This window comes from uncultured Rothia sp., assembly GCF_963507905.1.
In the GTDB taxonomy this organism is placed as follows: domain Bacteria; phylum Actinomycetota; class Actinomycetes; order Actinomycetales; family Micrococcaceae; genus Rothia.
In genome coordinates, this window is record NZ_CAUOUU010000002.1 from 157,843 (window position 1) to 178,189 (window position 20,347).

Consider the following 20,347-nt stretch of genomic DNA (forward strand, 5'->3'; position numbering starts at 1 on the left):
ACTTGGTGTGTATCTTGAGAAATTCTCACACTGTCGATATAGTAAGCCTGTCCTAACAATGTCGATAGTATGGATGCACACCAATGAAGATTTTCACATCTAGCACCCGCCTCTCCAAGGGAGCCTGCGCCCTCGCCGTTGCTGGCGCTGTCGCCCTGCCCCTGGCACCCGTTCTCGCCGAGAACATTAATATCGCTGCCCAGAACGTTGCCGCACAGAACGTCGCTGCAGGCGACCAGGCAACTGCTGGCGCGTCCTTCGGTTGGGGCGTGCGCGCCTCCTTCCTGTCCTATAACGGTATGCCCCGCGAAATGACCGACGGTGCAGCCTGGGACGCAACCGCAAAGCAGTTCACCTTCACCCCGACCTCCACCACCGTCTCTGAAGACGGCAAGCAGGTCACCCTGCAGGCTACCGGCCGCCTCTGGTTCACCGGCCACTGCGCCGAAGGTCAGGACCCCGAAACCGGCTGCGCCCTGAACCTCACCTTCTCCAACCCCCGCGTGGAACTGAACCTCGCTGACGGCACCGGCTCTCTCTACATGACCGTGCGCACCAAGAACTACGCCAGCGGCAAGTTCGAGGGCCCCATGGAAGTCAAGATGGCTACCCTGAGCACCGGCACCGCCAAGCAGAGCGAGAAGGACGGCGTGGTCAGCATCAGCGGCATCTCCGCGAACCTGACCGCCGACGGTAACCACGCCTTCTCTGACTTCTATAACGAAGGCGCCAGCCTCGACCCGCTGAGCATCTCCTACACTGGTAGCGCAGCCAACGCCCCCAAGAGCGCCTACAGCGCCGCCGAGTCCTACAACACCGGCGCGGGCGTGAACCAGCCCCAGAACACCGCACGTCTGGGCCAGAACCACATCGTGCACGTGGCACCCCCGAGCTTCAGCGGCGACACCACCTACACCGTGCTGAACAGCTCCAACCTGAAGATGACCGACACCGGCGTCCTGAAGGCAATCAAGGGCGTTTTCGCTGTGGATGCTGACGGCAACCGCATGCTCGTCATCGGCAGCGAGACCAACAAGCCCGAGCTGTACACCGTGACCGCTGAGGGTAAGCTCGTCTCCTCCGGTATCTACTCTGACGCAGAGCTCGGCGCCACCACCGTCAAGGCAATCGGCTACAACCCCGCCAACAACACCTGGGGCATCCTCAGCATTGACGGCCAGGGCGGCGGCAAGCTGACCATTATTGACGCATCCGGCAAGGCAACCTCGCAGGCTCTGCCGAAGCCCGATTCCATCGACCCGCAGGTTGTGAACGCCTACTCGCTCGATGAGTACTACGGCGACTCGTTCTCCAACAACACCGTGACCCTCGCGCCGCTGCCCGACGGTAGCTTCGTGTACGCGCCGTCGACCTCCATCTACGATGCGTCTGGCGAAAAAGTGGTCCAGAAGGGCCACCTGCTGCACCTGAGCAGCAACGGCGTGTCCCTGGTGCCGAACTCCTCGCCCGAGGGCTACACCACCGCCCTGCCCTCGACCCTGGTCAGCCCCAAGGGCTACATTTACCGTTGGAACAACTGGTACGGCGGTAAGGTGCAGATCCTCAAGTACGAGAACGGCACTTTCAGCGTGGTCCGCGAGTCCTCAACCCTTGAGGGCTTCGAGAAGACCGAGGTTGCCACCATGTTCTTGACCCGTGCGGGTAACGTGGTCGTGGTGGATGCGTCCGGCTCCCGCCTGGTGTTCATGGATGACACCCTGAACAAGGTGAACGAGGTGGTGCTCTCCTCGATGCGCAAGACCGACAAGAGCGGCGGCTACAACGCCCTCGAGCTGCCCAACGGCGATATTATCTACCCGACCAGCTTCGAGAACCCGAACACCTACGAGGATCAGCTGTGGCTGAACCGTCTGGCAGCGAACTCGGCACCGGCACCGGCACCTGAGCCGACCAAGGCACCGGAACCGACCCCGGCACCTGAGCCGACCAAGTCTGCTGAGCCGACCGTGGCACCGACCGTCGCGCCTTCTGCTGAGCCTACTGTTGCTCCCACCGAGGCACCCACCACTGAGCCGACTAAGTCTGCTGAGCCGACCGTTGCTCCCACCGCTGAGCCTACCGTGGCACCCTCTGCAACTGCAGAACCCACCGTGATGCCTTCTGCAAGCACTGAGCCTACCGCGGAGCCTTCGGTAACGGCTGAGCCCACTGCGACCGCAGAACCGACTGCTGAGCCTACCGTGACCGCTGAGCCGACTGTTGCTCCGACCGTGGCACCCTCTGCAACCGCTGAGCCCAGCGTGACCGCAGAACCCACCGCAGTGCCTTCGGAGGAGCCCACCTCGCCGTCTCTGCCGACCGCGTCCGTGGCGCCTTCTGCAACCCCGAGCGCGTCTGTAACCCCGAGCGCATCGGTGAGCGCATCCCCGACCGCGGTTCCGAGCGTTCCCGCCGTGACCCCCTCGGCGACCGTGTCCGCATCGGCGTCCGCTAGCGCGTCTGCTTCTTCGAGTGTTTCTGGGAGCGCGTCGAGCTCCGCAAGCAGCTCCAGCAGCGCTTCGATGAGCGCTTCGGCGAGCGAGTCGGCATCTTCGAGTGCCTCCGCTTCCGCGAGTGCTTCCGCTTCCGCGAGTGCTTCCGCTTCCGCGAGTGCTTCCGCTTCTGAGAGCAACACCGCCGACCAGAACACTGCCGGCCACAAGGGCGGCTCCAACGGCGGTTCTGACGCTGGTTCCGGCGCCTCCGACAACTTGGGTGTGAGTGGCTCGAATGGCGGCTCCTCTAACGGTGGTTCCTCCCTCGGTGGCGGTTCTTCTGCAGGTGGCTCTTCAAGCTCCACCTCCGGTAGCTCCTCCTCGAAGCTGGCTCAGACCGGCGCATCCGGCGCTATGTTCGCCGCAGCAGCTGGTGCTATCACCCTGGCTGCAGGTACCGCACTGGTTGTGGCACGCCGCCGCAAGAGCTAAGATTTAGCCTTCGCGCAACACCCCGCTTCGTCACTCGTTCATGAGTGGGGAAGCGGGGTGTTCCTTTCATACAATGGAAATATGACTATTCTGAATGTAATCGCAACCTCGCACGGCACCGACTCGGTCGCCGGTCGCGAGGCTATCACGCTGATTCGTGAGCAGATTAAGTTCCTGCTTGCTCAGCGTAATGACGGTGTGGAGTACCGTGTCCACGCCGCATATGTGGATGTGGAATCTCCCAGCGTTGATGATGCCGCAGCCTCCCTGCCCAAGGATGAGCCCTGCGTGATTGTGCCGATTCTGCTCTCGACAGGCTTCCACACTCAGGTGGACTTGCGCCGTGCCGCACGCAATAGCGGCATTGAGCGCATCAGCATTGGTGAGTCTCTGGGTCCGGATTCTCGCCTTGCCGCGCTGACCCGCGCCCGTTTGGAGGAAGCTGGCTGGACTCCCGGTGACGGCCCCGTGGTTCAGGGTGCTGCCGGTTCTTCCCGCCCTGATGGTCGCGCGGACATGAGCCGCGCGGCTGAGCTACTGGCAGAGGAGTTGCACGTTCCGGTGCATCACGGCTTCATTGCCGCGATTGATCCGAAGTTCCACGAGGTCGTTGCCGAACATCAGCCTAAGTTTGCTGCAACCTACCTGCTGGCGGAGGGTTTCTTTGCCGGTAAGATGCGCCGTGATGCTGAGTCGACCGGTGTGCCGGTGAAGGTTGCCGCGCCGCTGGTGAACGCGCAGGGTGGCGCTTCTGCTGCCGTGGTGGCGGAGTGCTTTATTGACCGCATGGATGCGGCTATCGCCCAGCTGGATGCCGCCTAGCGCGTTCGCTGTTTGCCCCGCCTAGTTCGGCTCCTTCGGGGCTTCTGAAAGAGCAACACAAAAACCTCGGGACGTTATGTTCCCGAGGTTTTTGTGTTGCTTCGTTTGTTAGCCTTCGCCTGTTAGCCGTAGGCGGCTGAGCGTTTAGGCGGTCTTGAGGTAGACGTCGCCGTCGCGGACCTCTACGGGGTAGACCTTGATGGAGTAGGAAGGGTCAGAGAGGCACTCGCCGGTGGTCAGGTCGTAGACCTCCTTGTAGAGGGGGGAGGTGATGGTGGGGTTGCCGTTCTTCTCGCCGACGATGCCGCGTGCGAGGACCAGTGCCTGGCTGTGCGGGTCGAGGTGGTCGCTGGCGAAGATGCCGTGCTTGGTCTTGTAGACGGCGTACTGGTAGCCATCGACCAGGGCGACTTCACCCCAGTTTTCTTCGAGGTCAGATTCGGCGCAGATGCGTACCCAGTTCTCAGCCATGGGGGTTTCCTTTCGAAGTGGTGGTCTGCGCCGCGCGGGGTGCAGGACACAATAGCGGTTCGTGTGTTCTTTGTTTGGAGTTTACCTTATGAAACCCACATTTGGAAATGGGGCACGCGGACGGTGCTAAAGGTTATTTTTACCCTAAAAGATGACCTTGAATTTTATAGATTAGCCTTACCTAAATTAAGTCTAGATAAGGTAAGAATACCCTATTCTAGCCCGGTATTCCGCGGATTTTTTTGGAAAATTTTCCCAAAAAATGCGGATTTTCGATACGTCAACCCCGCGCTAGCGTGTACGATAAAAGTCGTAGTTTAAAACGCCTTTTGACTGCCTGAAAAAACAACATAATCCCACACAAAAATGTTTCGTAATTTTCAGATGCATTCTAAAGAAGCGGGCGCTTCAACTACTCGGTACGCATCAGGTACGAGCCCAACGGCACGGAAACTAGGAGTTCCAACGCCGGGTACGCTCCTGCCGCACACTGAGGGTAGATAAGTGCCATGAACTACCTGCATTACAACTAGGAAGGAAAATCCATGTCGCACACCCCCCGCAACATTCTCGTTGTCGGCGCAGGCCCCGCTGCGTGGCGTTTTGTACGCGCGTACCACGAAGGCGCTGAAGCTGCCGGTCGCGCAGCGGACACCATCACCGTCCTGAACGATGAGCCCTACATCCCCTACGACCGCGTTGCTATCGAGCAGATTTTCAAGGACACCGAGAAGGACCTGACCCTCGGCGATCCCGAACTGTGGAATGCAGAGAACATCAACCTGGTCAACAACTGCCACGCAGAGAAGCTTGACCGCACCCGCCGCGTCGTCACCGACACCGAGGGTAACGAGTACCCCTACGATGTGCTGGTCTTCGCGACCGGTTCTCGCGCGGTTCGCATCCCCATTCTTAACTCGGACGCCGCACACGTCTTCCGCACCATCGACGACGTGAAGAACATGGTCTCCGAGGTCAAGCGCCTGCAGTCCACCCTCGGCCGCGCACCCCGCGGTGTCGTCGTCGGTGGCGGTCTGCTCGGCCTCGAAGCAGCTGAGGGTCTGAAGGACCTGGGTGCAGAGCCCACCATCCTGGACGTGGCACCCTGGCTGCTCTCCGTTGAGGTTGACCAGGGCGGCGGTTACGCCGTGAACGCCCAGATTAAGGCAACCGGCATTGACATTGAGACCGGCGTGTACATCTCCGGTATCAACAAGGACGCTGACGGCAACGTCGTCTCTGTCTCCATCGCAGATTCTCCCTCCGAGGATGCAGAAATCCGCACCCTGCCCGCCGATATGGTGGTCTTCGGTGCTGGTATCCGCCCCAACGACGAGCTGGCACGTGACGCTGACCTGGCACTGGGTGAGCGCGGCGGTATTCTCGTCAACGACGCATGCCACTCCTCCGACGAGCACATTTGGGCTATTGGTGAGGTCGCCTGCGTGCTGGGCCGCACCTGGGGTCTGGTTGCACCGGCTAACGCTATGGCTGACGCTGTGGCAGCTAACCTGCTCAACGACAACGAAGAAGCTCAGGTTGAAGAGTTCGACATCGCAACCAAGCTGAAGTTCTCCGGCGTTCAGGTTGCCGGCTTCGGTGACCGCCGAGGTACCACCGAGGGTTGCCTCGAGGTTCTGTTCGCAGACCCCGCACGCGGCATGTACCAGAAGATTGTGACCAGCGGCGACGCAAAGACCCTGCTCGGTGGCGTGTTCGTTGGTGACACCGCTCCCTTCGACTCCCTGAAGCCCCTGCTCGGTCGCGAACTGCCCGCTGAGCCGAACGTCTACCTGACCGCAGCTGGCGGCGGCGACGGCATCCCCGATACCGAACTGCCCGACGACGCAATCCTGTGTTCCTGCAACAACATCAGCTTCGGTGCTGTCCGCGAGGCTATCGTTGACGGCAACCACGATGTTGCATCGCTGAAGTCCTGCACCACCGCGGGTACCCAGTGTGGTTCCTGTGTTCCGATGCTGCAGAAGACCCTCGAGCAGCAGATGAAGAAGATGGGTCTGACCGTCTCCAAGGCACTGTGTGAGCACTTCGACTTCTCCCGTGCAGAGCTGGCTGAGGCTGTGCGTCTGACCAACCTGGACGACTTCGACTCCGTTCTGGCACGCTTCGGTCACGGTGGCGACGGCTGTGCTATCTGTAAGCCGACCGTTGCATCGATTCTCTCCTCCTTCCGCAACTCCTACGTTCTGGATGCTGGTCGTGGTGGCCTGCAGGAGACCAACGACCGTGCACTGGCGAACATGCAGAAGAACGGTACCTACTCCGTCGTTCCGCGTATTCCCGCAGGTGAGATTCCCGCTAAGAAGCTGGGCGTCATCGCAGAGGTCGCTGAAGAGTTCGGCCTGTACGTGAAGATCACTGGTGCGCAGCGTATCGGTATGTTCGGTGCTCGCCTGGAGCAGTTGCCCTACATTTGGGAGCGCCTGGTCGATGCCGGCTTCGAGTCCGGTCAGGCATACGGTAAGTCCCTGCGTAACGTGAAGTCCTGCATGGGCTCGACCTGGTGCCGCTTCGGTGTTCAGGACTCCACCGGCATGGCAATCCAGCTGGAGAACCGTTACCGCGGCCTGCGTTCCCCGCACAAGTTCAAGTTCGGTGTTTCCGGTTGTAACCGTGAATGTGCTGAGGCACAGGGCAAGGACGTTGGTCTGATTGCAACCACCAACGGCTGGAACCTGTACCTGGGCGGTAACGGTGGTGCAAACCCCGCTCACGGTCGTCTCTTCGTCAAGGACGCTTCCAGCGAGGACATCATCCGCTACATCGACCGCTACCTGATGTACTACATCCGTACCGCAGACAAGCTGCAGCGTACCGCTCGCTGGCTCGAGGATCTGGATGAGGAGCACGGCGACGGTCTGGCACACCTGCAGTCCGTCCTCATTGAGGACTCCCTGGGCGTGTGCGAGGACCTGGAGCGCGACATGCAGCGTCACGTTGACTCCTACGAGGACGAGTGGGCAGCAACCCTGAAGGACGAGCGTCGCCTGCGCCGCTTCCGTGCCTTCATTAACGAGCCCAACGGTAGCGACGAGGCATCGCACCTGTACGTGCTGGAGCGCGAGCAGATCCGCCCCGCAACCCCCGAGGAAATTGCGGCGGCAGAAGCTGGCGAGTCCGACACCGTTCTGCTGACCGGTGCCAAGATTCCCGTGGGTAAGCCCAGTGACCTCAACCCGGTCCCGGCAGCGTAGTATGTGCCCGAAGATTCCTCCGTTCCCGCCCCGCGAGTTCGCCACTATTGACGAGGTGCTCGCGGGCGGGGCGCCCGGGCACAGCCTGGACGATAGCGTGACGGAACGCGGCATTCTTCTGCCCGGCGAGCCTGCTGAGAACCCCGGCAAGGTCTACATTGTGGGTGGCGGCCCCGGTGCCGCTGACCTGCTGACCCTGCGTGCGGCGCGTGCCCTGAGCGAGGCGGACGTGGTTCTTCTGGACCACCTCGCCCCGCAGGAGTACGGCGAGTACGCACCGAACGCCCTCATCGTTGATGTGGGCAAGGTTCCCGGTAAGCACGCTGTTCCGCAGTCCCGCATCCAGCAACTCATGATTGATTACGCGCTCTCAGGTAAGACCGTGGTGCGTTTGAAGGGCGGCGACCCGTACGTGTACGGTCGCGGCGCTGAAGAGCTGGATGCGTGCATCGCCGCCGGCCTGGAGGCCGAGGTTATCCCCGGCATTACCAGTGCCATTGCGGTCCCTGCGCGTGCGGCTATTCCGGTGACCCTGCGTAAGGTGTCCTCGATTTTCACCGTCATTTCTGGTCACTCCGGCCTGTCGGAGACCGAAGTTTCGGCGGTTGAGGCGACCCTGCGCGCCCAGGGCACCGTGGTGCTGCTGATGGGCGTTCGTACCCTGCCCGATACGGTGGCGTCTCTGCTCTCTCGTGGGATTGAGGCTGACACGCCGCTGGCAACCATCGAGAACGGTTTCTCGGAGAAGGAGCGTGTGACTGTCACGACCCTTGAGAACGCTCAGGTGGATTGCGCATCGGTTAAGGCACCGGCTATTACCGTCATCGGTGAGGTCGTGCATTATGCTCGCGATAATCAGAACCGCTTTGTGAGCGAGGTTCACGAGCGTCTGCGTGAGCGTTCCACCTCCTAGAAGGCGGCGCGCCAGGTAGCTATGCGCTAGATAGTCCAGCTACGCGCCAGATAGTATTGCACAGCCCCGCATCCTTGGTTTTCCTAGTTGCCAAGGAGCGGGGCTGTTGCTGTGCCTGCTGGTATTGCTGTGCTGTAGTTGCCACCTGCCGGGCGCTGAGGCGCTCGCTGGCGCAGTAGCGGGGGAGCGCTGCGGTACAGAAGCACAGGAACATACGAAAGCGGGGCGGGTATCAGTTGATACCCGCCCCGCCTCATGCTCAGGGTCGTTTATTCTTATGACCTCTAGGTTAAGCGACTAGATCTTGAAGTCGCTGCTGCTACCGGAGCTAGAGCCACCGGAGCTGCCACCGCTGGACTTGCTTGCCGAAGCCGACGAGGAGGGGCCCTCAAAGACCTGGCGGAATTCGTCGCTGTACTTCGATACGAAGTACTCGCGGCTGGTCACGCGCCACTTGCCCTCGGCGTACACCACGTAAATCACGACATCCAGGGTGCTTGCCTTCTGAACCTCACCGGTACCCTTCTGGTAGATGGTGTATTCCTTGACAACATCCCGGCAGGGGAACGCCACAACAGCCAAATCGGAAGAGGCAAGAGCCTTCGCATCCTTGTCGTCACGGATGCTCAGCTTGCTCTCGTAGTCCTTAGTCCAACCGCCCGCAGCGTAGAGCTTGGCAATAGCCTTCAGGTTGTTGACCAGACCGCTGTCAGCGCCGTGGACCAGACCCTTGAGGTACTGCAAATCGCCGCTGTACATCGCGGCAATGTACGCGCTCTGGTAAGCAGCCAGGGTCTTGTAGGCGCCCTCGAGGCTGACGGTACGCTGAGCCACCGTATCAATGACCGGAATCGGGACGTTCTTCGCGGGGGAGGTGTCGGTCGGCTCAACATAGTGTGCAATGGCGGGCTTGTACTCGTACTTGACGTCGCCAATGTACTTCTTATAGTCCTTCAAGAACTCGTCGGACGGAATAATCTTCGAGCTGTTACGGCTTGACGAGGACGAAGACGAAGCAGAAGCGGAAGCCGAGGCAGACTCAGAAGGCGAAGCGGACGCAGACGCCGAGGGGGAGGCGGAGGCGCTCGGGGAACCGGAGAAAGTATCACCGGTACCGGTGGGGCGAATATCCTTGTTGAAAGCGCATCCTGCTAGAGCCAAAGCACCGGCGGTCAGGCCGCCCAAGAGCGCGGCGCGGCGGGTCAACATGTTTCGGTCGTTAGCAGAGGGGCTGGTGTGTGCACTCGGCCGGAAGGACATGGTATCTCCTGAAAGTGGTTGATCGAGGTAACTCGCGACGCTGCGATGCGTACGAGAGACTCTTCCTCATCGTTTTGTATGGTGCGCGGTACAGGGGGGTACCGGGATACGAGTGTGCCGAAGCGTGAACTGCGGCGGTATGAAGTATCCGCTTTTAACTATAGAAGACTGGTTTTAAAACTTCGTCAAAAAACCCTGGACATTGTCTTTAAAACACAATAACCCAAAGTCGGTGAGGTGCTGAGGGGGCGCCTTCACGACTTTGGGCTAGTGCGTATGAAATTAATGAAACGGGGCTAGTTTAGACTGTGCCGGAATTATGCCCCTGCGGATTTAGACCTTAGTGGAATCGCGGCCCGAAGAACCACTAGAACCAGCGGAACTGGAACCTCCGGAACTAGAAGAATCGGAAGAGCCCTTGCCGCCGTTCAGACGCTCGTTCAGATAGTCGTTGCCGATTCGCCACCACTTACCCTCGGTGTAGAGCATCACGTGCGGAATGGCTACCTGAGTAATCGCCGGTATCTTGCGTTCGGAGCCGTCCGGCTGATGGATGGCGGTGGCAGAATACTTGGCGTCTATCATGATTTCTACGTAGCCGTCACCGTTCTTCAGGGCGGTTCGAGGCTCCGTATTCCGCATGGAAATGCTGCACGTGAAGTCCATGTACCAGCCGTTCTGCTCATACAGTTCCTTGACCGCCTTGACCTCGTCGATGGCGCTCTTGTCTGCCGGGTAGGTCAGCTCAATCGCCTGATCTGCATAGCGGCCATCCTTGAGTGCGGTGATCTGGGCGCTGTAGTAGGCACGCAAAGTCTCGTAGGCGCCCTGGAAGGTCGGTTCCTCACGGTGCGGAACGGTTTTGAGGGGCTTGGGTACGTTCTTCGCCGGGGAAGAATCCGTTGCGGGCTGGTACTCACCCATGTATTCGCCGGTCAGCTTCAGGGGGCCGGGGTACTTTTCCCAACCCTCGACGAGCGCGTCCTTAGATACGGGTACGCGTGCCGCGCTGGAGGGGCTGCTCTTAGCGCTTGCCGAAGCGGTCGCCGAAGCAGACGGTGAAGCAGATGCCGAACCAGACGCAGAAGACGAAGCGGTCGCGCTCGCAGAAGGGGAGGGTGAGCCGATTTTAGCCTTCGCCTCTTCGCTGAGCGGGCGAATATCGGAGGCGCAACCAGCCATGAGGGTTGCCACACCACCGAGCAGTAGGGCGCGGCGGCTGACAAGGCGGGAAGCGGCGGAACGGGTGCTCGAAGAGCGGGTAGGCGAGAGCATCGGTGAACTCCTTGAATTATGCCGAGGCGGGCTCGGGGCGCCCGGCGGCGGGCGCGTGGTTGTATGGCGTGTTGGGCGAGGTCGTGAAAGGGGTGAAAACTTTGGGCAAATGCCGCGGTTTCAGACCCTGTCCGGAAGTGACCTCGGGTGTACCTCACGCCGTGGGCGAGGGGTACTGGTGAACTCATCGTTGAGACTGCTACGGTCACGCCCGGGTGAGGGGGTAGATGCTATCGAATCATCATTGATGTGTTGCACGATTCATTTTAGACTATTTTGAGGTCAAAATGCACGAAAATATACCTTAGTAATCTCTGAGAGCTTATGGGGCACTCAGGATATCAATCACTGTAAAGTATTACGGTCATGCCCCGTTGGTGGAGGGCTATGTGATGGGGGTTACCACTCAGCAAGAGGGTTACACACATGTCAGATTAAGTGATTTCAGTCATATTTGTGACTTGAAAATAAAAGAGCTGCGTCTCAGTGTTCCCAAAAGATGGGGGAGAGGAGGGTGGTTGGATCAACCTTCTGCCCGCGAGGAAGCCTTCAATACTCCAGAAGAAACACCCGATTCCCAAGGGGAAACCCGCTCGAAAGTCCCCAAATATGCACTCTATTCACCCACTATGCACTGCCCTTCAATCTGGAAAAATCAGTTCCCACACGGAGCGCCGAGGGGGTGAAAACTTTCAGGGGTGAACATCTAGTGGAATTACATCGGTGTTCACCCCATATCTTGTGGTTGCACTGACTGCAATCCCGTGGGTTCCCCCGAAAAAATCAAAACCCACTTAAAGCAACACCGAGGGAATGTAAAAACATACATCCTTAAACACGCCCGAGCGCGGGGTCATGCGGGACCCCTTAAGGCCCCTACTCGCTCTAAATATCGCCGAACGAAGAACCATTCTGTTTTGTACCTCCAGTATCGGCGCATCAGAAAAGTACCGTTCAAACCCACACCCCGCGGGGTTGCATACAGACACAAAAGCCACATAAACTATTAGTGTTTGCAACGACCCGGCCATCACCGGCGAGCAATTCGGAAGAACGGACCGCACCTGCGGGCACCCGCCAATCGCTGCGGCGAGGGTGTCTTAGCGGAAGAGATGTAGTCCCAGTAGAACCGGACGGTTAAGCCCGATATAGCTGTAATAAGCGACTGATACCCGCCCAACGCGCCGCTCTTCCGGTGGCTAGGTATCGCGGAAACACACCGCGACACCCCGCTAGCCCCGGGAGGGTTCGGTGCGTTGAGCTGGTTAACTCAGTAAGCAAGGTGGTACCGCGCCGCATCCTGCCCCCGGCACAGCCCGGACCGGTCAGCGATGCCCAGGCGTCCTTGCACCCGTCATGTCAACCCTCACCCGCTGAAACGGTGCGGACGACGAGTGCTACGTACCCTGTCGCCCCAACCTCTCAGCGTTGAGAACAACAGATAAGGGCGCACAAACACATGTCCCATGTATACCCCAAGGCGAGTGCCTTCGAAGCCGCAGGAAGCGGCGTCACCGCATCGCCGAAGTTCCCCGCGCTGGAAGAAGCAGTCCTCGACTACTGGAAGAAGGACGGCACCTTCGCCGCATCCGTCGAGAACCGCCCCGCAGGCGAAAACGGCGAAAACGAATTCGTCTTCTACGACGGCCCTCCCTTCGCTAACGGCCTGCCCCACTACGGCCACCTGCTCACCGGCTACGCCAAGGACCTCGTCGCACGCTACCAGACCCAGCGCGGCCACAAGGTAGAGCGCCGCTTCGGCTGGGACACCCACGGCCTGCCCGCAGAACTCGAGGCAATGAAGCAGCTCGGCATGACCGACAAGCGCGAAATCCTCGAAATGGGCATCGACAACTTCAACGACGCCGCCCGCGCATCCGTGCTCAAGTACACCAACGAGTGGGAAAAGTACGTCACTCGCCAGGCACGCTGGGTCGACTTTGAGAACGACTACAAGACCCTGAACGTCGAGTACATGGAGTCCGTCATCTGGGCGTTCAAGCGCCTCTACGACAAGGGCCTGACCTACCAGGGCTTTCGCGTGCTGCCCTACTGCTGGAAGGACGAGACCCCCCTCTCCAACCACGAGCTGCGCATGGACGACGACGTGTACAAGGACCGCCAGGACCAGACCGTCACCGTCGCATTCCGCCTCACCGCAGACACCGCCCTCGGCGCTGACGAGAAGGTCGCCGCAGAACTCGACGGCGTCGAAGCACTCGCATGGACCACCACCCCCTGGACCCTGCCCACCAACCAGGCGCTCGCCGTCGGACCCGAGATTGAATATTCCGTCGTACCCGGCGCCGGCAAGTTCGAGGGTCGCTCCTTCCTGCTCGCCTCCGACCTGCTCGGCTCCTACGCCAAGGACCTCGGCTACGAAGGTGACAACCCCGCCGAGGATGCCGCCGCAGCCGTCACCGCACGCTACACCGGCTCCCAGCTCGAGCACGTGCGCTACACCCCGCTCTGGGACTACTTCGCGGACACCGAAAAGTGGGGCACCGAAACCTCCTGGCAGATTCTCGTCGCCGACTACGTCACCACCGGTGACGGTACCGGTATCGTCCACCAGGCACCCGCCTACGGTGAAGACGACCAGAAGGTCTGTGAAGGCTACGGCATCCCCGTGATCCTCTCCCTCGACGAAGGCGCAAAGTTCCTGAACCTCTTCGCCGAGCCCACCGCCTCCGGCTCCACCGCCCTGGCTGAAATCGCAGGCGTGCAGGCATTCGACGCGAACCGCACTATCATCAACGCCCTCAAGGCAGACGATGTGCTGATCCGCGAGAAGTCCTACGTGCACTCCTACCCGCACTGCTGGCGTTGCCGCACCCCGCTCATCTACCGTGCAATCACCTCCTGGTACGTGAAGGTCACCGACTTCAAGGACCGCATGTACGAGCTGAACAAGCAGATCAACTGGATCCCGGAGAACGTGAAGTACGGCCAGTTCGGCAAGTGGGTTGAGAACGCACGCGACTGGTCCATCTCCCGTAACCGCTTCTGGGGTTCCCCGATCCCCGTGTGGGTTTCGGACGACCCGAATTACCCGCGCATGGACGTGTACGGCTCCCTTGAAGAGCTCAAGGCAGACTTCGGCCGCCTGCCCCTGAACAAGGACGGCGAACCCGACCTGCACCGCCCGTACATCGACGAGCTGACCCGCCCGAACCCGGACGACCCGACCGGCAAGTCCACCATGCGCCGCGTGGAAGACGTGCTTGACGTCTGGTTCGACTCCGGCTCCATGCCCTACGCACAGGTGCACTACCCCTTCGAGAACCAGGAATGGTTTGAGAACCACTACCCGGCGGACTTCATCGTCGAGTACATCGGTCAGACCCGCGGCTGGTTCTACGTGCTGCACGTGCTGGCGACTGCGCTCTTCGACCGCCCCGCGTTCAAGAACGTCATCAGCCACGGTATTGTGCTCGGCTCGGACGGTCAGAAGATGTCCAAGTCCCTGCGCAACTACCCGGACGTCTCCGAGGTTCTCGACCGCGACGGCTCCGACGCAATGCGCTGGTTCCTGATGTCCTCGCCGATTCTGCGCGGCGGCAACCTGATCGTGACCGAGCAGGGCATCCGCGAGGGTGTACGCCAGGTCATGCTGCCGCTGTGGAACGTCTACCACTTCTTCGCCCTGTACGCTAACGCCGCCAACAACGGCGAAGGCTACAGCGCAAAGCTCAAGTACGACTCGCAGCACGTGATGGACCGCTTCATCCTCGGTAAGACCCGCGAACTCATCGAGCAGGTCACCGCAGCGATGGACTCCTACGACATCTGGAACGCCTGCGAATACCTGCGCCAGTACGCCGACGCACTGACCAACTGGTACGTGCGCCGCTCCCGCGAGCGTTTCTTCAACGAAGACACCGACGCATTCGACACCCTCTACACCGCACTGGTGACCGTGTCGAAGGTTGCCGCATCCCTGCTGCCGCTCAGTAGCGAGGAAATCTACCGCGGTCTGACCGGTGAACGCTCCGTGCACCTGGCTGACTGGCCCGAGGCATCCGCTTTCGCTGACGAGTCCGACCTGCTGGCTCTCATGCAGACCGTGCGTGAGGTCTGCTCCGCCGGTTCGGCACTGCGCAAGGAAAAGAAGATCCGCGTGCGCCAGCCGCTGCAGAAGATGACCGTTGCGATTGCTCCCGAGCAGTTCGCGGCGCTGGGTACCGCCTTCGGCGAGAAGGGCGCGGAGTACTTCGCGAACATCGTCGAGGACGAGCTGAACCTGCGCCAGGTGGAGCTGGTCAGCGCCGACACCGTTGACCCCGCCGACTACGGCATCTCCCAGCAGCTGAAGGTGAACGCACGTGCGGCAGGCCCGCGCCTGGGCAAGCAGGTGCAGGTCGCCATTAAGGCTTCCAAGTCCGGTGACTGGACCGTGACCGAGGACGGTACCGTCCTGGTCGGCGTGGCAGCTCTGGACGGCGGCCTGGCTCTGGAAGAGGGCGAATACGAGCTGGCAACCGTGGTTGCCGCTGACGCTGAGGGTGCTGAGCACACTGCGGCTGCGGTTCTGCCCGGTGGCTTCCTGGTCCTCAACATTGAGCTGACCGACGAGCTGGTTGCCGAGGGTATCGCCCGCGACACCATCCGCGCTATTCAGCAGGCTCGTAAGGACGCCGACCTGAACGTGGCGGACCGCATCAACCTGAGCATTGCGGCACCGGAGGAAACTCTGGCAGCTCTGCGCGCCAACGAAGCACTGGTGACCGGCGAAACCCTCGCCGTGTCCCTGCAGCTGAGCGAAGCAGCCGAGCTGAGCATTAGCGTAGCCAAGGCATAAAACGCCTGAACCGTACGGCCGTCCCGCCCCATCACCGGGCGGGGCGGCCCGTCGTCTATCCCGCCGCACGGTTATCCTGCCGCACGGTGGGCCCCTGCCGGCACCGACCGGCTATCCCAGTGAGGAGAACAATGAGCGAGAAGAACTACCCCGCAATTCCCGACCCCGAGGGCGTGGAGCGGGTCTACGGTGAACTGCTGGCACGAGCACCCGAAAACAAGATGGCACCGCGCCTGGACGCGGTAGCCCGCGCCGTCGAAATCCTCGGCGACGTGCACCGTGCCGCACCGGTCATCCACATCACCGGCACGAACGGCAAGACTAGCACCGCCCGCATGATTGAGGCGCTGCTGCTCGGCCACGACCTGCGCGTGGGCCGCTTTACCAGCCCGCACCTTGAGAGCGTCACCGAACGTATCTGCATTAACGGTGCACCCGTACCGGACGCCACCTTCGTGCGCATTTGGGACGAAATCGCCCCCTACCTGCAGATTGTGGACGCGGAAATGACCTCCCGCGGCGAGCCCGCCCTGACCTTCTTCGAGTCCGTTACCGTACTCGCCTTCGCAATTTTTGCGGATGAGCCGGTGGACGTGGTGGTGCTCGAGGTCGGTATCGGCGGCACCTGGGACTCCACGAACGTTGCCGACGGCGTGGTTTCCGTGGTCACTCCGATCGGTTTGGACCACACCGACATGCTCGGCGAAACCCTCGCCGAGATTGCGACCGAGAAGTCCGGCATTATCAAGCCCGGCGGCTTCCTGATTTCTGCCGCACAGGACCCCGAAGCGGCGGACGTGCTGCTCGCCTCCGCCCGCGAGAAAGAAGCATCCTTCGCCTTTGAGGGAGTGGAATTCGGCGTTGTCTCCCGTGAGCTTGCGGTCGGCGGTCAGCTGCTGACCCTGCGCGGCCTGGCGGGCGAGTACCCGGATGTGCCGCTGTCCCTGCACGGTGCGCATCAGGCGCAGAACGCCGTGATGGCTCTTGCCGCTGTGGAGGCGTTCTTCGGCGGTCAGCGTCAGCTACCCGAGGACGTGGTGCGTACCGCGTTTGAGACGGTGCGTTCGCCGGGTCGCCTGGAGGTTGTGCGTACCGAGCCGCTGACCATCCTGGACGCGGGCCACAACCCGCACGGTGTGCGTGCTTCCGCGACCGCGCTGACCGAGGCGTTCAAGCTTTCGCACCTGCACGCGGTGGTTGGCATCCTGGGTGAGAAGGATGCGCTGGGCATGTTTGAGACCATGCGCGAAGAGTATGTTGACGCTTCGGACGGTACGTTCCGCCTGTATCTGGCGGCGTCGGATTCGCCGCGTGCGATTGCCCCGGAGCGCCTGCACGAGCTCGCCCTGGACGCTGGTCTGGACGAAGACTCGATTGAGGTGTTCGAGCACCTGGACGAGGCGATTGCCACCGCCATGGAGAACGCCCTCTTCGAGCAGGAGTCGGCGGGCGTGCTGATTACCGGTTCGATTACGGTCATCGGTGAGGCGCGTACCCTGCTGGCTGCGCATGAGCAGGCGAAGACCCCCGGCGCTGAGGCTGAGGAGCTGCCGGATGAGCTGCCCGCCGAGGGTGCATATGCGGGTTCTGCGGGTGCGGCGTCGGCTTCGACTCTGGCTGCCGCGGCCGCTGCGGCTGCGTCAGCTGAGCCGGATGAGCTGCTGGACGGCATCATGGCTGAGCTGGGCGGCGAGTCTGCGGCGGGTTCTTCGCTTGAGGATTCGCTGGGCCTGCCGCTGGGTGATTCGTACACCGATGATTTCTTCGGTGATGATGACTCCGAAGACGAATAAAGCCCACTGAGGTTATTGACGAGAAGGCGGGGTGCCGCTCTCCGGTTGGTTTTACTGGGCTAGTATTACCGGCTGGGGGAGCGGTGCCCCGCTTTTTCGCACCCAGCCTTTTTGTGCCTCCGCCTTTCTGTCTTTTGCCTCTGCCCTCGCGCTCCCACTCGAACCCCACTCGAACCCACGTTCCCTCACGCGTTCCCAGGGGCTCTCACCTAACCCCAATCGCCCGATTTTCTTCGGCATGTTCCGCCCCCACCCTCCCAAAAATCGAAAATAACGAAAATTTGTGGGCACCGGGGGCGCAAAACCGGGCGCGCCTGCCCGGCACGGTGCTATATTCACTGAGGCGCCGGCCCCAACGTTCGAGGCCGCACCAACACACCCGCACACATACGCATACCAGCGACGGTATGCCACATAGCGAAAGGCACCCATCATGCCCGCACCCTTCACCGATTTGATCGGCACCGATTCGTTCACCGAGTCCCTACGCCAGGAGAACATTGCCACCTGGCTTTCCGCCACGAATCACCGCTTTGTTGCTGAGCTTTTTGACGGCTCGATCGCCCCGCAGGTCATGGCGGGCTACCTGGTGCAGGACTACCGCTTCCTTGATACGTTCCTCGCCCTCATTGGTGGCGCTATTGCCAACGCTGACACTCTCGCGGGCCGCCTGCGCCTGGCGCAGTTCGCCGGTGAAATCGCCGGTGACGAGAACACCTATTTCCTGCGTTGCTTTGAGACTCTCGGCGTGACCGAGCATCAGCGTGAATCCATGCCCGATACGGAGGCGACCACCGGCTTCAAGCGCCTCTTCCTCGACGCTGCGGCGAGCGGCAGCTACGCGGCGATCCTGTCGGTGCTGGTGGTTTGCGAGGGCCTGTACCTGGACTGGGCGTCGAAGGGTCCGGCCAAGCGCCCGGATTCGTTTGTGCACCACGAGTGGATTAGCCTGCACGACTACCCGGAGTTCCGTGAGCTGGTTGATTTCCTGCGCCGTGAGCTGGACCGTGTGGGCCCGGCGGATGCGCAGGCTGCCCGCGAGTTCTTTAGCCGCGCGGTGGAGCTGGAGCAGCAGTTCTTTGACGATTCGTACACCCACCCGCTGCCCTAAGTAATGCATTTGAGGAGACCCCCGGAAAGGTTCCGCCCGCCGCTGAATTGCGGGCGCCTCCCGGGGGTTTTCGCGCGTTAAAGACTTCCTGAAGACACCTCGAAAGCGCCCCGAACGAGCCCTGAAAGTGCCCCGAAAAAGCTCAGAAAACGCACCCATCTGCGTAAAATAGCACGTCATAAAACGGAACATATAGGTTGATGGCGTGCCATTTGGTGTTGTGAGAGGCTAGGATAAATGGGGTACCGCTTCCGGGGTGCTGGCTATGCCGCGCCGGTACGTACCCGCTACTGCACGAGGTGAAACACACTATCTAAAGGAGTCGTATGAGTACCGCCGCATCGAGTACTACCGAGCCCAACCACGCTGAGAAGAAAGAGCAGCAGGGGCGCAGGGGAACCCGGGCTGGCTACTCGGATCGACAGCTCGGATTCTGGCTGGTTGGCGCGGGTCTGATTGCGCTGATTTCTTCGGCGATTCTGGTGTATGAGCGCCTGCAGATTTACATTGATGCCGGCCACTCCACGGTCTGCGATATCAACGCCCTGCTCAGCTGCGGTACGGTGATGCGCACCCCGCAGGCGGAGGCTTTCGGCTTCCCGAACCCGTTCATTGGCCTGGTGGGCTTCTCGATTGTGGTGACTATCGGCGCCGCGATGATGGCGGGTGCACAGTTCAAGAAGTGGTTCTGGGTCTGCATGGACATTGGTTTGGCGGCTGCGACCGCGTTCATCATGTGGCTGTGGTACCAGACGACGTTCCAGATTAACGCCCTGTGCCTGTTCTGCATGATCGTGTGGATTATGACCATCACGCTTTTTGTGAAGACCACGGTCCGCAATATTTCGGTGGGTGTTATCCCGGCGTCGCAGTCGATGCGTGAGAGCGCTCGCGGCTGGTCGTGGTTTGCGATTAGCCTGTGGTTGATCCTGATTTTCGGCATTATTGTGATCCGCTTCTTTGAGGTCATTGTGAATATGATGCGCTAAGCATTGAACTGTACCGCCCCGGTGCCTGTTGGTGCCGGGGCGTTGCTGTACCCGCAAGCGGAATGTGATGAGCGGATTGTGCCGGTAGAATGCAGCGGGTAGCGGGGGAGGCGCCGGTGACCCGGGTAGCGAAGTCAGCGGGGAGGCGGCGCGGGTGCGTATAATGGTCAGGTATATTCTTGAGCGGCGTCAGCCGGATCCGTCCGCGGGGTTTGCCTGCGGCGTTGACTGCCTGCCGTTCTGCTGGACACTAGATTCTTGATACCCCTTCGAGGAGAACCGTGAAGACTGCCGGAATTGCCGCAATGGGCGCTGCTGCCGTTATTTTTCTGACTGCCCTGCTGTTGCTGACTGCCGGTCACTTCTCGCTGCTGTGGGTGATTCTGCTGGTTGTTTCTCCGTTTGTTTTCATTCTGGGTGTTCCGTTTGCGACCGGTTCCGGTCCGGAGTACCTGCCGACCGACCCGAAGCTTGCTCAGCAGGCTCGTGAGGCGCGCGATGCGGAGCTGGGTCTGGACTAGCCCCTCCTCTGTGAAAGTTTTTGAAGCCGGGTGGTGCGTAGTGGCACGCCCGGCTTTGCTGTACCCGCCATGCGCCCGCCGCAGTGTGCCCGCGGCAATGTGCCTACCGCAAGGTGCCCGCAGTAATGTGCCCGCGCATCCTGTCGGGAAGTGATGCCCGGAATGGGCGCAGGGGTGGCTTAGAGGTACCCTCTACCGGGTATAATGGAACACGGTGTCTTGTGCGCCCCGCACGCGCATAAAGATCCC

At 61.0% G+C, this 20,347-nt stretch carries 12 protein-coding genes; 9 read left to right on the forward strand and 3 right to left on the reverse strand.

Features of this window, described 5'->3' with window-relative positions; genetic code table 11:
* Window positions 1-83 precede the first annotated feature (83 nt).
* Together RQ593_RS02115 and RQ593_RS02120 are read left to right on the forward strand one after the other, a co-directional pair.
* Window positions 84-2,927, forward strand: a complete 2,844-nt coding sequence (locus RQ593_RS02115) for an HtaA domain-containing protein (RefSeq protein WP_311449681.1) — start codon at window positions 84-86, stop codon at window positions 2,925-2,927.
* 81 nt (window positions 2,928-3,008) lie between these two features.
* Complete coding sequence (locus RQ593_RS02120; protein WP_311449682.1) at window positions 3,009-3,749, forward strand: CbiX/SirB N-terminal domain-containing protein; 741 nt, start codon at window positions 3,009-3,011, stop codon at window positions 3,747-3,749.
* A gap of 144 nt (window positions 3,750-3,893) precedes the next feature.
* On the opposite strand, the gene nirD is transcribed toward RQ593_RS02120, so the two are convergent.
* A complete protein-coding gene (gene nirD / locus RQ593_RS02125) occupies window positions 3,894-4,220 on the reverse strand; it encodes a nitrite reductase small subunit NirD (RefSeq protein ID WP_311449156.1) in 327 nt (108 codons plus the stop codon).
* Window positions 4,221-4,765: 545 nt separating this feature from the next.
* Between nirD and nirB the strand changes: the two genes are divergently transcribed.
* The gene (gene nirB / locus RQ593_RS02130) at window positions 4,766-7,435 is read left to right on the forward strand and encodes a nitrite reductase large subunit NirB (protein ID WP_311449683.1); all 2,670 of its coding nucleotides are present in this window, start codon (window positions 4,766-4,768) and stop codon (window positions 7,433-7,435) included.
* A gap of 1 nt (window position 7,436) precedes the next feature.
* Window positions 7,437-8,348 carry a uroporphyrinogen-III C-methyltransferase gene (gene cobA, locus RQ593_RS02135; protein ID WP_049352392.1) on the forward strand — a complete coding sequence of 304 codons (912 nt, stop codon included), beginning with the start codon at window positions 7,437-7,439 and terminating at the stop codon, window positions 8,346-8,348.
* Window positions 8,349-8,645: 297 nt separating this feature from the next.
* Here cobA and RQ593_RS02140 read toward each other — a convergent pair whose 3' ends face one another.
* Together RQ593_RS02140 and RQ593_RS02145 are read right to left on the reverse strand one after the other, a co-directional pair.
* A complete protein-coding gene (locus RQ593_RS02140; protein WP_311449684.1) occupies window positions 8,646-9,608 on the reverse strand; it encodes a DUF6318 family protein in 963 nt (320 codons plus the stop codon).
* A gap of 333 nt (window positions 9,609-9,941) precedes the next feature.
* Entirely contained in the window at window positions 9,942-10,883 is a 942-nt protein-coding gene (locus RQ593_RS02145) for a DUF6318 family protein (RefSeq protein ID WP_311449685.1), read from the reverse strand.
* Window positions 10,884-12,342: 1,459 nt separating this feature from the next.
* Between RQ593_RS02145 and ileS the strand changes: the two genes are divergently transcribed.
* From ileS to RQ593_RS02170, 5 genes are all read left to right on the forward strand, one after another.
* On the forward strand, window positions 12,343-15,684 hold the full coding sequence (gene ileS, locus RQ593_RS02150) for an isoleucine--tRNA ligase (RefSeq protein WP_311449686.1): 3,342 nt from the start codon (window positions 12,343-12,345) through the stop codon (window positions 15,682-15,684).
* Between the two features lie 131 nt (window positions 15,685-15,815).
* Window positions 15,816-17,477, forward strand: a complete 1,662-nt coding sequence (locus tag RQ593_RS02155) for a folylpolyglutamate synthase/dihydrofolate synthase family protein (RefSeq protein ID WP_311449687.1) — start codon at window positions 15,816-15,818, stop codon at window positions 17,475-17,477.
* Between the two features lie 433 nt (window positions 17,478-17,910).
* Window positions 17,911-18,588: a TenA family protein gene (locus RQ593_RS02160; protein WP_311449688.1), complete on the forward strand. Its 678-nt coding sequence runs from the start codon at window positions 17,911-17,913 to the stop codon at window positions 18,586-18,588.
* 326 nt (window positions 18,589-18,914) lie between these two features.
* A complete protein-coding gene (locus RQ593_RS02165) occupies window positions 18,915-19,577 on the forward strand; it encodes a vitamin K epoxide reductase family protein (protein ID WP_296547111.1) in 663 nt (220 codons plus the stop codon).
* A 281-nt stretch (window positions 19,578-19,858) separates the two neighbouring features.
* The gene (locus RQ593_RS02170) at window positions 19,859-20,098 is read left to right on the forward strand and encodes a hypothetical protein (protein ID WP_005505761.1); all 240 of its coding nucleotides are present in this window, start codon (window positions 19,859-19,861) and stop codon (window positions 20,096-20,098) included.
* Window positions 20,099-20,347: the final 249 nt, after the last annotated feature.